At 45.6% G+C, this 12,849-nt stretch carries 14 protein-coding genes; 9 read left to right on the forward strand and 5 right to left on the reverse strand.

All coding sequences use genetic code 11. From position 1 onward, the window contains the following. Positions 1–228: 228 nt before the first annotated feature. On the reverse strand, positions 229–1,101 hold the full coding sequence (locus JJQ88_RS05245; protein WP_210364679.1) for a Cof-type HAD-IIB family hydrolase: 873 nt from the start codon (positions 1,099–1,101) through the stop codon (positions 229–231). Between the two features lie 338 nt (positions 1,102–1,439). Then, positions 1,440–1,799 carry a YlbF/YmcA family competence regulator gene (locus JJQ88_RS05250; protein WP_210364680.1) on the reverse strand — a complete coding sequence of 120 codons (360 nt, stop codon included), beginning with the start codon at positions 1,797–1,799 and terminating at the stop codon, positions 1,440–1,442. Between the two features lie 181 nt (positions 1,800–1,980). Here JJQ88_RS05250 and JJQ88_RS05255 point away from each other — a divergent pair, with 181 nt between their 5' ends. From JJQ88_RS05255 to JJQ88_RS05280, 6 genes are all read left to right on the forward strand, one after another. Continuing rightward, a complete protein-coding gene (locus JJQ88_RS05255; RefSeq protein ID WP_210364681.1) occupies positions 1,981–3,102 on the forward strand; it encodes a YheC/YheD family endospore coat-associated protein in 1,122 nt (373 codons plus the stop codon). Beyond that, a complete protein-coding gene (locus tag JJQ88_RS05260; RefSeq protein WP_210364682.1) occupies positions 3,099–4,184 on the forward strand; it encodes a YheC/YheD family endospore coat-associated protein in 1,086 nt (361 codons plus the stop codon). The genes JJQ88_RS05255 and JJQ88_RS05260 overlap by 4 nt, the downstream gene beginning before the upstream one ends. Then, on the forward strand, positions 4,181–5,548 hold the full coding sequence (locus JJQ88_RS05265; RefSeq protein ID WP_210364683.1) for a YheC/YheD family endospore coat-associated protein: 1,368 nt from the start codon (positions 4,181–4,183) through the stop codon (positions 5,546–5,548). The genes JJQ88_RS05260 and JJQ88_RS05265 overlap by 4 nt, the downstream gene beginning before the upstream one ends. Next, on the forward strand, positions 5,545–6,759 hold the full coding sequence (locus tag JJQ88_RS05270; RefSeq protein ID WP_210364684.1) for a YheC/YheD family endospore coat-associated protein: 1,215 nt from the start codon (positions 5,545–5,547) through the stop codon (positions 6,757–6,759). Before JJQ88_RS05265 ends, JJQ88_RS05270 begins: the two co-directional genes overlap by 4 nt. Before the next feature lie 37 nt (positions 6,760–6,796). Beyond that, entirely contained in the window at positions 6,797–7,009 is a 213-nt protein-coding gene (locus tag JJQ88_RS05275; protein WP_210364685.1) for a YheE family protein, read from the forward strand. Positions 7,010–7,072: 63 nt separating this feature from the next. After that, positions 7,073–7,255 carry a hypothetical protein gene (locus tag JJQ88_RS05280; RefSeq protein WP_210364686.1) on the forward strand — a complete coding sequence of 61 codons (183 nt, stop codon included), beginning with the start codon at positions 7,073–7,075 and terminating at the stop codon, positions 7,253–7,255. Positions 7,256–7,337: 82 nt separating this feature from the next. Here JJQ88_RS05280 and JJQ88_RS05285 read toward each other — a convergent pair whose 3' ends face one another. Continuing rightward, positions 7,338–7,598, reverse strand: coding sequence for a metal-sensitive transcriptional regulator (locus JJQ88_RS05285; RefSeq protein WP_210364687.1), 261 nt, complete (start codon positions 7,596–7,598; stop codon positions 7,338–7,340). 167 nt (positions 7,599–7,765) lie between these two features. Between JJQ88_RS05285 and JJQ88_RS05290 the strand changes: the two genes are divergently transcribed. Continuing rightward, positions 7,766–8,665 carry a PucR family transcriptional regulator gene (locus tag JJQ88_RS05290; RefSeq protein WP_210364688.1) on the forward strand — a complete coding sequence of 300 codons (900 nt, stop codon included), beginning with the start codon at positions 7,766–7,768 and terminating at the stop codon, positions 8,663–8,665. Positions 8,666–8,791: 126 nt separating this feature from the next. Beyond that, a complete protein-coding gene (locus JJQ88_RS05295; protein WP_210364689.1) occupies positions 8,792–9,889 on the forward strand; it encodes an ABC transporter ATP-binding protein in 1,098 nt (365 codons plus the stop codon). Positions 9,890–9,940: 51 nt separating this feature from the next. On the opposite strand, the gene JJQ88_RS05300 is transcribed toward JJQ88_RS05295, so the two are convergent. Beyond that, complete coding sequence (locus JJQ88_RS05300; protein WP_349237099.1) at positions 9,941–10,114, reverse strand: hypothetical protein; 174 nt, start codon at positions 10,112–10,114, stop codon at positions 9,941–9,943. Positions 10,115–10,495: 381 nt separating this feature from the next. Here JJQ88_RS05300 and JJQ88_RS05305 point away from each other — a divergent pair, with 381 nt between their 5' ends. Then, entirely contained in the window at positions 10,496–10,699 is a 204-nt protein-coding gene (locus tag JJQ88_RS05305) for an alpha/beta-type small acid-soluble spore protein (RefSeq protein WP_210364691.1), read from the forward strand. Between the two features lie 71 nt (positions 10,700–10,770). Here JJQ88_RS05305 and fumC read toward each other — a convergent pair whose 3' ends face one another. Then, on the reverse strand, positions 10,771–12,150 hold the full coding sequence (gene fumC, locus JJQ88_RS05310; protein WP_210364692.1) for a class II fumarate hydratase: 1,380 nt from the start codon (positions 12,148–12,150) through the stop codon (positions 10,771–10,773). Between the last annotated feature and the right edge of the window lie 699 nt (positions 12,151–12,849).

Consider the following 12,849-nt stretch of genomic DNA (forward strand, 5'->3'; position numbering starts at 1 on the left):
CCTGCTGACTTCCGACACGGCGTAAGCCATGGGAAACAAATTACCCATGTGAACATTAACCAGTAATCTTATGTCTAAGATCCTCAAAGCTGGCTCTTCTCGTAAATTTCTCAAAGGAAGTCAATCCATGTGGAGGCTTGCTAAGCGCTGGAGCAGGCTATTTTCTCAAACTGAATTTCAACCTTTCAATCAGAAAAAACAAGCCTGCATGTACAGGCCTGCTCTTCCTTACATTTTGATGATATTCATTTTACGCAGGAAATCGATTGGCTGTTGCTTGCGGAAATGCTCCTTGATCATATAGCTGACTCCGTGCTGGTCATTCGAACGCGTGACCCAATCGGCAGCTTTTTTCACTTCGGAGCTGGCATTGCCCATCGCAACCCCAAGTCCGCTAGCTTTGATCATTTCAATATCATCTTCACCATCTCCGATTGCTACCATTTCCTTCAAGGGTATTCCAAGATGGTCTCCGAGATGGAGCAGGCCAGTCAGTTTTGAGACCCCTTCAGGCAGCACATCAAGCCTGTAGTCATTCAGCTTGGAGAGGGAGATCTCAGAAAACATGCCCTTGATCGCCTGCCGGGCGTCCTCTAGATCTTCCGCAAATTCAAAATATACCTCGATTTTCGGCGGAGAGATTGGCTCATTTGCAAGAGTTTCGCTGATTGAATCGGTGAACTGCTGAGAATAAAAGATCGGGTCACCTGAAGTGAATACCGTTTTCGCCAGCAGATTATGGTTTAATTTATATTTATTCGCAAGGGAAAATTTCTCATGGACGAGGCGAATCTGGCATGGAAAGCCCTCAAGGAACCTTGCCAGCTGGAACGTGACATCTTCAGGGATTCGCTTCGCCAGCAGTGGACCGGTGCGCATATCTGCAGAAATGAAAGAACCCAGGTGAGTAATAATATGGGAATTTATTTTCAGCGCTTTGGCTACCTTTTTAGCCGAAGCAAAACTTCTGGAAGTTACGAGAGTAACATATACCCCCTTTTGCTGGACATATTCAATCGCATCTCTTGTGGATTTATGGAGCTTTCCATTCGATTGAAGGGTCGTGCCATCCACATTTAGTGCGAGCAGACGGTAAATCATTTTCATGCCCCCATTTCTTCGGTGTTTTTGTCTTATTTAACTTGTATGATAGAAAGCAAAGGATTAGAACAAGGGGGACTTCCCAACCCTTTTCTTAAAAGAAGGCAGTTTTCGTAAGGCTGATTCCCACTCCGTGCTTCCCGCTTTCCGTGGGCTTGAGGGGACCTTCTTTTTTAGATCTCTCCAGAGAGATATTGATTATTCTCATTGTGCCGGCCCGCCCAATGACAGACAGCTTCCTTTTCAATCCACTCTCCGCCTTCAAATCTTTGTTGAAGAACCATTAAGTAAAACAAAAAAGACTCCCTGCCTTAGAGGGCAAAGAGCCTAAAAATTCTTTATTGCTGGTTATCAGGGTTTCCGTATAATTCTTCCAACGGCTTCATGATGATCTGGTTCATCTCGGCAATCACCATGCTCATTCTTTGTTCCGCCTCCATCAGCTTCGAAACCATTTCATGCTGCTGGACAAGGGCCACTGTCTTTTGAGCCTGCTCTACTTCTTCCTGCGTAATTTCCTGGCCCATCATCTGCTTTTCTTGAAGCTGCATCTGGATGTTCCTGAAATTTTCAAACATTCTCCTTGCAGACTCATCATTATTCACTTCATCATACATCTTTTTTAGATTTGAATATTCTGAACTGTTCCTGATTGCCTTTTCAAGGTCATAAGCTGAATCGTAAAGATTAATTGCCATGTGAATCACTCCTTCTCCATTAAACACTCCATTTCACTATAACAAACTATGCAGGCAATTGCGAGAGGTTCAAAAACAGCGGGAAGCAAGCCTTTTTCCAATGAAAAGCACCACTCCCGGCCTTTGTTCATAAGATGGGATATGTGTGTTCGCCTATAAATATTGTAAATGGGGAGAGGCTATGGCTTCAGCAATAAATTCCCACAATCACATCGGTCCCCTTATCGCTTTGCTTACGGAAGTTAAAGAAACAGATAAACCAGACTTTGGAAATGTTCATGCATTTTGCGAAGAACTCCATCAGGGGATTTCGGAGCTGGGGGGGAGATTTTTTGTTTTCTCATTAGACGGCTTCGATGAAGAAGGCATCACCGGCTATTATTACGAAAATGATGAATGGAAAAAAGGTGTACTCCCGCTCCCCCAGGTCATCTATAATCGCTTATCTTCACGGCGAACCGAATTTGGAAACCGGTATAACGCTTTTTTGGAAAACTTGAATACATCTGGAATAAAGATATTCAATCACCGCTTTCTTTCTAAATGGGAAATCCATGAGACTTTAAGTGCAGAACAACACCTCCGCCCTTTCCTTCCCGAAACCCGATTATATAACCGGGATGCATTGAAAGAAATGCTTGAACATCATGACCTATTGTATATAAAGCCCGTCCACGGCAGCCAGGGCCGCCGCATCATCCGGCTTTCCAGACTGGAAGGGAACGTTCACGTGTCTTTCTCTTCCTTTCCGGAAAAAGAAATGCCAGTATTCCGTGATGTTGAAAACCTGGCCAGGTCACTTGCTTCAAAAGCGGAAAAGCAGCAGTGTATCATCCAGCAGGGTATCCATCTATCGGACTTCAATGGCAGGAAGATGGATTTCCGGGTGCTATGCCATAAAAATGCCCAGCATTTCTGGAAGACGACATCGGTTGTGGCCCGCGTCTCTGCCGAGGACTGCTTTGTCTCGAACATAGCCAGGGGTGGAGAAGCGATACGCCCTCTTCAGGTCCTTTCAGGTATATTCGGGAAGGAGCAGGCCCATCAGCAAGTCGCGCTGATGAAAGAATTAGCAATTGAAGTCGCCGATGCCATCGGCCGCTATTCACAAGGGCACACAGCTGAACTGGGTATCGATATCGGGATCGATGTGAGTGGGAAACTATGGCTGATCGAGGCAAATTCGAAGCCATCAAAGAATTTTGAAGAGCGAGGAGAAAGGATCCGCCCTTCGACAAAAGCAATCATCGAACATTGCTTCGGCTTGTCCGGAGCAGGAGGAGCAGGAGGAGAAAACAAATGATTACATTTGGAATGATGACCATGAACCCAAAGTATGAGCTTGCTTATTTTACCGAAATTGCCCGCCGGGCGAATCCCGATTTAATCACATGCTACAAGTTTTCGCCCGCTAACATACACCCAATCAGCCAATTGGCTCGTGGAGAACGATACGATCATGCACAGGCGGCCTGGCTAGAAGAAGAGTTCCCAATTCCTCAAATTTTGTATGATCGCTGCTTTTATTCGGATGACTTCGATTCCAAACAGACGATGGCCATTGTAAAGTGGCTTAAGAACAAGCAGGACTTGACTTTTCTAGGGAATGGCCTTCCAAATAAGTGGGCAATCTACGAGATTCTATCGACATCATCACTCTCTCCCTATATCCCGGAGACACGTAAAGCCTACTCGGGCAAGAATGCACTTAGCCAACTTAAGGCATGGAGGAAGATGCTATTAAAGCCAGTATCCGGCTCAGGAGGAAAAGGAATATTCAGTCTCGAAAAGACGGCTTCATCCATCCAGGCAAGGATGGATATTGGCGGGGAACTCATGGAAAGGAAATTTCACTCTGAGCATGAGACCGAAGCATGGCTTGACGGAATATTCCATAAAACAGAATATATGCTGCAGCGTTTTCTCAACTTGACGGATTCACAAAATCGTCCTTTTGATATCCGTTTTTTCCTCCAGAAGGACATGGAGGGAAGATGGGTAGTCAGAGGGAAAGGAATCCGCCGGGGAAAAATGGGTGGCCTTCTTTCCAATCTGAATGCCGGTGGCGAAGTAATGGCATTTGATGAATTTATCCACTCACTCGACCAAAAGACAAAAAAGTTCTTGCTGATTGAGATGAGGGAAATCCTCATGAAGGTTCCACATGCGCTCGAAATGGCTTTTCCTCCTCTATTCGAGCTTGGGATTGATCTAGGCATTTCAAAGGATCATGCCATCTGGATCCTTGATACCAATTCGAAGCCCGGAAGGAAGGTTTTATACGGAACAGACCCGGGGAGTAAGGAGATGCTTTACAGAGCACCGCTGGAATACGCGCTTTTCCTCGCCAAAAAACAGTCAGAAAGAGAGGAACAAACATCATGAGAAAACGGTATCCGATTGACATCATCCACCATTCCAAACAAACCGTCTTTCTTCCAGATGAGATTCCCAACTGCAAGGCTATCAGCAAAATCGCTTTCGGGAATAAGGTGGTGGAAGCTGCCGTTGCCCCGCATCCAAAAGGAAGGAAAGCGATTATCATGAGCAATGATGTTCAGAAGAGCCTTTCATTGCCTGAACTGTCGATTCCGCTGCACATTTTCACCGCGGATGACACGCTATTTATCGGACCGCTAATCGGGATCCTCACTTCTGGTTTCACCCCTTATCCGCTGCGGCCGATTGGAGAAAGGTCGATGTTTTTTGCCAAATTGCTGTCCGTAAACAAGCTGGTCGGCGCCCTCCCTTTCGTCTTCGGCGAAGAGCATATCGATTGGGAAAGCGGCCTGATTGAAGGCTATTTTTTCATTGACTCAGGATGGAAAACGATGAAAGTGCCGTTTCCGAATGTTGTATATGACCGGCTCCCAAACCGTAAGACTGAACGGAAATCCGAGCTTCAAAGACTGAAAGAAAGGATGCAGTCTGATTATTTGATTCCCTGGTACAATCCGGGATTTTTCAGCAAACTTGATATCTTTGAACGGCTTGGACAGGACGGACGCGCCCTGGATTACCTGCCTGAAACACATCCGCTTACCTCTTTTTCCATCATCGAAGAAATGTTATTAAAATATGGGAATGTGTATATCAAACCTTCAAATGGCAGTCTTGGCCTTGGTATCCACCAAATCCTCTTCGACAGGCAGACAGGCGATTATTATTGCCGGTACCGTGACCGGGAAGGAACAAATAAACTGACAAAGTTCAACCATCTCGAAGCCTTGATGAAAAAGTTGTTTAATGGGCGCCGCCTTGCCCATATGCTGGTACAGCAGGGCATAAGCCTGTTGAGGAATGATGGCAGGCTTGTTGATTTCCGGGTCCATACGAATAAGGACGGGAACGGCGAATGGCAAATTGCCGCGATTGCAGCAAAAATCGCCGGTTCCGGCAGCGTGACAACCCATGTGAACAACGGGGGAACAGTCAGGTCACTTGATGAATTATTCAAGCAGGAGGAAGAGAGGCAGCAGTATGAAAGTAAACTGAAGGAAGCCGCACTTATCCTTAGCTCGATTTTAGAACAGACGATAGATGGGATCGTGGGCGAACTCGGCTTCGATTTTGGCATCGATAAGGATGGGAATGTGTGGCTGTTTGAGGCGAATTCAAAGCCTGGCAGGTCTATTTTCAAGCATCCAAAGATGAAGAACTTCGACTTGCTGTCAAGGAAATTATCGCTGTCCTTCGGTGTGTTCCTCGCCGAAAAAGCCATCACCTCACCAGAGGAAATTTTCAAATGATCCTTTGCTACAATCCGCGGTCAAAGGAATGGCAGCTTGGAGCCGAAGCAGAAAAAAAAATCTGCTTCGGTTCAAACAAAAGAACGGTTTCTTCCATACCGCGGCCTTCCGCCATGGATTGCTTCCAATTTGAATTGAATGTCCAGAACGGCAAGGCTGGTCCGCTGATTGGCATCATGTCGGCAATAAATAACAAAGCAATCCTGTCAGGTAATGGTCCTCTGTTCCGTTCGCTGCAGGAAGAAATTCAAAAGAGAAACGGGATGGCCATCATCTTCCCTCCTGATAAGCTTACGCTGGATTCAGTGGAAGGAGTTGTATTTGTACCAAAAAGTAAAACTTGGGTCCAGGTCACCGCACCGCTCCCCGATATTGTCTACAATCGTGTTCCTTTCAGGAAGGCAGAAGGGCTCCCTGCCTTTCATGATGCTGTAGAATTTTTTTCAGCGATGGGCATCCCATTTTTCAATCCTGGCTTCATCAATAAAAACACACTGTATTCTTTATTCGCAGGACATGGAAAACTGCAAGGCTTAATGCCTGAAAGCATCTTGATAGACTCCTTGGCAAATCTGGCTGCGTTTCTTAAGAAGAACCCTAGGGTCTATATCAAGAAAGCTTCTTCATCAAAGGGGGCCGGAATCTACCGGCTTAATAGCGAGAATGCACAAATCATTTTTTCCAGCCATTCACAAAGAACATCTTACCCATCACTGGAAAGCTTCTGGAACGTAATGGGCGATCAGTTGTTAAAGGACGAGTACCTTGCCCAAAAGGAAATCTCCCCTTCCTGCCTCGGAGGGAGGCGATTCGATTTCAGGATTCACGCCCATGACGGCCCGAGCGGATATCAAATAACCGGGATAGGATTACGCCAGTCGGGCGAACAGGATTTGACTACTCATCTTCCAAATGGGGGCCGGATTGTGCCATATGAGCTTGTCAAGAACGAAGCGCATGACTTTTTTTTCAGCAAGATTGTGAAGGTGATCGGAGAATTGCTGTCAAAGGAATTAGGGTATTTCGGAGAATTCTCGGTTGACGCAGGGCTTGATGAAAACGGAAATTATGTAATATATGAAGTAAATTCAAAACCCATGAGTTTTGACGAACCAGAAATCGAGAAGAAACGGATTTTTGCGCTTGCCGATTTGCTATTCAGGAATGCCGGGTATCCAACAACTGTCATCAAACGGAAATCTACTATATAATGAAGACGAGAAAAACGATTTTACAGGAGGAGCCATTTTGATCACTCACTTTCAATTCAAGCCATTGTTCGCTAATAAGGAAATGCCCGGCTGGCGTTTTTCTTTCTATCACAATAAGCTGAAATATACCGGGATGTACCATCGGAATGGGGACATCGAATGGACTTCGAACAAACCGCCAGAGCAGTATGAAGAAGCTCTGAAAACGCAAATCCATGAACTGATGCTTTTTCATGTATATGATCAATAAAGCATGCATGAAACCCTCTCCTATCCGGAAAGATAAGCAAGAGACAGCATAAGGAGGGAAGACATGGATAAAAAGCAGCCTGAATTTGCAAAAGATGTTGAATATGAAGGACGGGACCGGTTGTATCTCGATGTTGACCGTATCATCAATGAAGGGATGGCCGGAGGAAGCGTGTTCCGTTCCGAGAAAACACCAAATATTGAAGAAAGCCGCGACCTCTCCCCTGAAGATCCACCGAATGAATAGAAAGAAACGAATCCACTCCTTGCGGATGAGGACGCCCCTCCCCGCGAAAAAAGACACCGCATCCTTTTGGATGCCGGTGTCTTTATCTGCTTTTTACAATCATGTTGACTGCCTCTTTTATCGCCTCATCAGCATTTTTCCCTTCATTTGCCGCCTCCGTGATGCAGGTTTCAAGGTTTTTCGCAACGATGAAGCCAATGGCACGGTCTACCGCTGAGCGGACTGCTGACAACTGGGTGACTACATCCTTGCAGTCGTTTTCTTCTTCCATCATCCGGATGACTCCCCGGACCTGTCCTTCCAACCGCTTTAAGCGATTTTTCATTTCTGTTGAGTATTCCATTTCTGTACACCTCTTCTCTAACGGTACCCCGTATTGTATCTATTATACCAGCTCTTTATTACTTTTTCTCGCGGGAACAGACCGCCAAGCCTTGAACAATTAAGCAGTACACCTGTTATAATAAAAGAAATGGCATGTTTAATCAAACTAAATCTGAGGACATTCATATGATTAATAAAATATTAACTTATTTCCCCAATTCTGTCACGCGGGATTTCCCTCCAGCGGATCCTTCCTCTGTCTATCACTGGTTCAAGGAAACAGAGAAAGGCAGCAAGTGGATCGGGATCCCGCAGGAGAGCATTCCTGACACCCAGCTGGAGCTTTTGAAGGTACTCTTTCATTATGTTCGATCAGATGACCAGTCCAATCTTGATGGGAAGGCACTGGCCTGGCGCCAGTTTCTCTTCAGCAAGGGGTCCATCCCTCCTTCCGAAAGCTCCGAAGCAAGATTTATACAATTCCGGATTCTGGATGCGGACACGGACCAAAAAGATCTCCTGGAAGCCTTGAAGGGTTTCCTGCCGGACCACTTCATTATCTTTGAGCAAGCGTCATATGGCGTGCTTGTTGAAGAGAAACGAGGGCTTCCGTCCACGCTGGAAGAACTGGAATCGATTGCATCTACTTTCGAAAGTGACTTTTTCACGAAAATAGTTTTCTATACAGGGAAATTCCAGCCAATCAGTGAAGGGCTACCTGGCTTTTTTGAACATGAACAAAAATTATTTTTTGAGGTCATGGGGATCGACAATAGGACTAGGGTGTTCACATTTGAAAAAACTTCCCCACTTCTGCTGGCAACAAATCTGCCCGATGTTCTTGCAGACATCCTTGAAAAGACCATCATCCCAGCTTTCGATGAGGACAGGGAACTGATGGCGACCATCAAAGTGTTTCTTGAAAACAATTCGAACGTTTCACATGCAGCTAAAAAATTGTACATCCATCGTAACACGCTTCAATACCGGATTGATAAATTCACAGAAAGGACTGGAATCAGCCTTAAGGATTTTGATAGTGCCGTGATGGTCTACCTCGCCTGCCTTTATGCTGGAAAACGATGATTTTCCTTGGGTTCCTGCAACATGCATAAAGTACCATGTCCGATTTTTGTGCACCGTGCCGATGAAGAATGGAAACGTTTTAGGTATAGTGGGCAATATAGACAAACATTTAGGGAGGCAAGGCACATGGCAGAATTAAAATTAGAACATATTTATAAGGTTTATGATAATAAAGTGACTGCTGTCGAAGATTTCAACCTTCACATCCAGGACAAGGAATTCATTGTATTCGTCGGGCCATCAGGCTGCGGTAAATCCACTACACTTCGCATGATTGCAGGTCTGGAAGAGATTTCAAAAGGAGATTTTTATATTGATGGCAAACGGGTGAACGATGTTCCCCCAAAAGACCGCGACATTGCGATGGTTTTCCAGAACTATGCGCTGTATCCTCATATGACTGTATATGATAATATGGCTTTCGGATTGAAGCTCCGCAAATTTCCAAAGGACGAAATCGAACGCCGCGTAAAAGAAGCTGCCAGGATTCTCGGACTCGAACCGTATCTCGACAGAAAGCCAAAGGCACTTTCCGGAGGGCAACGCCAGCGGGTAGCGCTTGGACGCGCAATCGTCCGGGATGCAAAAGTATTCCTGATGGACGAGCCATTGTCAAACCTTGATGCTAAGCTGCGCGTCCAGATGCGCGCTGAAATTGCCAAGCTGCACCGCCGCTTGAACACTACTACCATTTACGTTACGCATGACCAGACGGAAGCGATGACAATGGCAACACGCCTAGTCGTCATGAAGGATGGCGTCATCCAGCAGGTCGGTGCTCCTAAAGATGTGTACGAGAAACCTGAGAACGTGTTCGTGGGCGGCTTCATCGGCTCTCCTTCAATGAACTTCTTTACCGGCAGGCTCGAGGAAGGAAAATTCAATGTCAATGATTCTTCGGTTTCCATCCCGGAAGGTAAAATGAAGGTCCTCCGCGACCAGGGATATGTTGGCAAGAACATCATCCTGGGCGTCCGTCCTGAAGACCTCCATGATGAACCGGTATTCATCGATGCAGCACAGGGCGCTGTCATAAAAGCGACGGTCGAAGTATCTGAATTGACTGGTGCTGAAACAATGATCTACTCAACATTCGAAGGACAGGACTTTGTCGCTCGCGTCGATTCCCGTACTGACATAAATCCTGGCGAAACAATCGAACTTGCATTTGACATGAACAAGGTCCACTTCTTCGACGCGGATACAGAAGCTAGAATCCGATAATAAGCAAAAAAGCAGCTCCTCACAAATAGGAGCTGTTTTTTTCCTCTTGTTCTATTCCTTGATGAATAGTACTTTGCTGGTCCCACAAACAGGGCAATTGAATATATGCGGGCATTCCTCATTTGCATAATCATCCGGATACCCATCCTCAAGCTTCATCTGGTCAATTGGCATATAAGGACTATAGTCATCGTATAATTCGGCCTCCCTGCCCATATTTTTCATCTTTCTTCCACAATCAGGGCACGTCGGCGAGATGGTTTTCAAGCCATTGCAGATAGGGCACATCCCCATAGTACTTCAATCCTTTCCTCCTGCTCTATCGCTAGTGTATGTGGTCAAAGTCCCCTTATACAGGAAGCATAAAATGGAATTAAATACCTATCCTTATCAATGAATAAACAAAATTCTTTAAAACATACTAGTTATTAATAAAGAAACGGACATATTGGGTTAAGCCTTAGAAGGCAGCTTATCGCATGCCGGTGCAAATCCGGCTAGCCCAGCCTACACACGGGTTAACCAGGCGGCATGGCATCGCCATGATTGGTTCAATTCCAAACTAACCCAAAATACAACAAGGAAAACACGAAGGAGGAAACATTAATGGCTAGAAGCAACAACTCTAATCAATTATTAGTTCCTGGTGTTCAACAAGCTCTTGAGCAAATGAAGTACGAAATTGCTACAGAATTTGGCGTTCAGCTTGGCGCTGATACTACTTCCCGCGCTAACGGATCTGTTGGGGGAGAAATCACTAAGCGTCTTGTCCAAATGGCTGAGCAGCAGCTTGGCGGTTTCCAACGCTAAATCGCAACAACAGTAATAAATAATATCATACAATGGCGCAGGCCCCCTTTTAATAAGGGGGCCTTACATCGTTAGATCATTTTTTCAGGCTTGACCCATTCATCGTATTGATCGGCAGTCAGGAATCCGGTCTTGACCGCTGCTTCTTTCAAGGTCGAATTTTCCTTGAAAGCCAGCTTGGCGATCTGAGCGGCTTTCTCGTATCCAATATGCGGATTCAGAGCGGTAACGAGCATGAGCGACCTTTCGACATGGCCTTTGATCACATCCAGGTTCGCCTCGATTCCCATAGCACAGTTATCATTGAACGACCTCATTCCATCTGCCAGCAGTCTGGTGCTCTGCAGGAAGTTATAGATGATCACCGGTTTGAAAACGTTCAATTCAAAATTGCCCTGGCTCGCTGCGAATCCAATTGCTGCATCATTTCCGAACACCTGGGTTGCCACCATTGTCAATGCCTCGCTTTGTGTCGGGTTTACCTTCCCTGGCATGATGGAGCTGCCAGGTTCGTTTGCAGGAATCGACAGCTCGCCAATCCCGCTTCTTGGCCCGCTCGACAGCCAGCGAACATCATTCGCGATTTTCATCAAATCCGCAGCAAGTGCTTTAAGGGAACCATGAAGGAAGACAAGTTCATCATGCGAAGTCAATGCCTGGAACTTGTTCGGCGCTGAGTTGAAAGTTTCACCTGTCTGATCTGCCAGCTGATTCGCCATCTTATTTCCAAAGTCCTTCGATGCATTGATTCCCGTTCCGACAGCGGTGCCGCCAATCGCTAAATCACGGACATACTTAAGGCCATCGGAAATCATTTTTTCATTTTTCTCCAGCATCGCCCGCCAACCGCTTATTTCCTGGCCCAATGTCAGTGGTGTCGCATCCTGGAGATGTGTCCGGCCAATTTTAATGACATCCTGAAACTCTTCTTCTTTTTTCTTCAATGTATCCTTGAACAGTTGGAGTGCCGGAAGAAGTTCGCCTGTAACTTTTTTGACAGCAGCAATGTGCATCGCTGTAGGAAAAGTATCATTCGAGCTTTGGGACATGTTCACATCATCATTGGGATGGACTCTTTCCTCAGAGCCTTCCTGCTCAAGGAATTCATTTGCCCGTTTTGCGACAACCTCATTCACATTCATGTTTGATTGAGTTCCGCTGCCTGTCTGCCAAACAACTAGCGGAAAGTGTTCGTCGAATCTTCCTGCAAGGACCTCATCGCATGCAGCGACAATCACTTTGCTTTTTGCCTCAGACAGCTTGCCGGAAGCAGCGTTGGTGATTGCTGCGGCTTTTTTGACTTCAGCAAATGCATAAATGACATCAAGCGGTATTTTTTCCGTGCCAATCTTGAAATTCTGCTTACTTCTCTGCGTCTGTGCCCCCCAATATTTATCAGCAGGCACTTTTATTTCGCCAATAGTGTCTCTTTCAATCCGATAATCTGACAAAACAATCCCTCCTCAATCTCATTATTGGATTAATTTACTTTTTTAAAACCATTTCCGCCTTAAGAATACCGCTTTTTTTCGTGACTTTACAGAAAAATGCATAAAAAGGGCCGGGAAGAACCCTAACTAATGAAAAAAGCTGTTCTCTCATTCACTGGAGGGATGTCCTCCTGGCAACAGCTTTTAATCTTCGATACAAGCGCCTTGACCAGCCCGACAGGCAATTGCGAACCGAAAGGAGGTTCTCCCATGCTGGTGCCACTGGATAGGCTTCCCGAAAACAGTAGAGGAAGATAATCAAAGGATGAAAACTGGCTAGGGGCTGGACATTTGCCGATGGTTTCCTATCCCATAAAAAAACTGAAACAGCCTTTGTGGCCGCTTCAGTTCATATGCTTCCGTCCATAATGTAGGTTTGATTAAGCTTTAAGGATGGCATATCCGATATAATAGCCCAGGATCATGATACTGGCAATCGATAATGTGACTGTGAGTTCCTCCATAATGAAACCTCCCCGATCTATATATTTTAAAATTAACACAGGGAAATCGTTCTTTCTGGAGGAATTCGCAACATTTTGTGACATTTAAATGAACGTTAGTGAGTTTCCTCATATAACTCCCAGTAATGGCTTTCCATTCCTCATCCTTACGCAGCTTCCATGGGGCATGTGTTGAACCTCCTCTGTGCAATATCGC

This window comes from Bacillus sp. REN3, assembly GCF_017912555.1.
GTDB lineage: Bacteria > Bacillota > Bacilli > Bacillales > Cytobacillaceae > Mesobacillus.

Coding starts and splice junctions, on each gene's coding strand:
- JJQ88_RS05305 (WP_210364691.1), top strand. CDS start 10,496: ATGGCTAGAAGCAACAACTCTAATCAATTATTAGTTCCTGGTGTTCAA.
- JJQ88_RS05265 (WP_210364683.1), top strand. CDS start 4,181: ATGAGAAAACGGTATCCGATTGACATCATCCACCATTCCAAACAAACC.
- JJQ88_RS05260 (WP_210364682.1), top strand. CDS start 3,099: ATGATTACATTTGGAATGATGACCATGAACCCAAAGTATGAGCTTGCT.
- JJQ88_RS05295 (WP_210364689.1), top strand. CDS start 8,792: ATGGCAGAATTAAAATTAGAACATATTTATAAGGTTTATGATAATAAA.
- JJQ88_RS05280 (WP_210364686.1), top strand. CDS start 7,073: ATGGATAAAAAGCAGCCTGAATTTGCAAAAGATGTTGAATATGAAGGA.
- JJQ88_RS05290 (WP_210364688.1), top strand. CDS start 7,766: ATGATTAATAAAATATTAACTTATTTCCCCAATTCTGTCACGCGGGAT.
- JJQ88_RS05245 (WP_210364679.1), bottom strand. CDS start 1,101: ATGATTTACCGTCTGCTCGCACTAAATGTGGATGGCACGACCCTTCAA.
- JJQ88_RS05250 (WP_210364680.1), bottom strand. CDS start 1,799: ATGGCAATTAATCTTTACGATTCAGCTTATGACCTTGAAAAGGCAATC.
- JJQ88_RS05270 (WP_210364684.1), top strand. CDS start 5,545: ATGATCCTTTGCTACAATCCGCGGTCAAAGGAATGGCAGCTTGGAGCC.
- JJQ88_RS05285 (WP_210364687.1), bottom strand. CDS start 7,598: ATGGAATACTCAACAGAAATGAAAAATCGCTTAAAGCGGTTGGAAGGA.
- JJQ88_RS05255 (WP_210364681.1), top strand. CDS start 1,981: ATGGCTTCAGCAATAAATTCCCACAATCACATCGGTCCCCTTATCGCT.
- JJQ88_RS05300 (WP_349237099.1), bottom strand. CDS start 10,114: ATGAAAAATATGGGCAGGGAGGCCGAATTATACGATGACTATAGTCCT.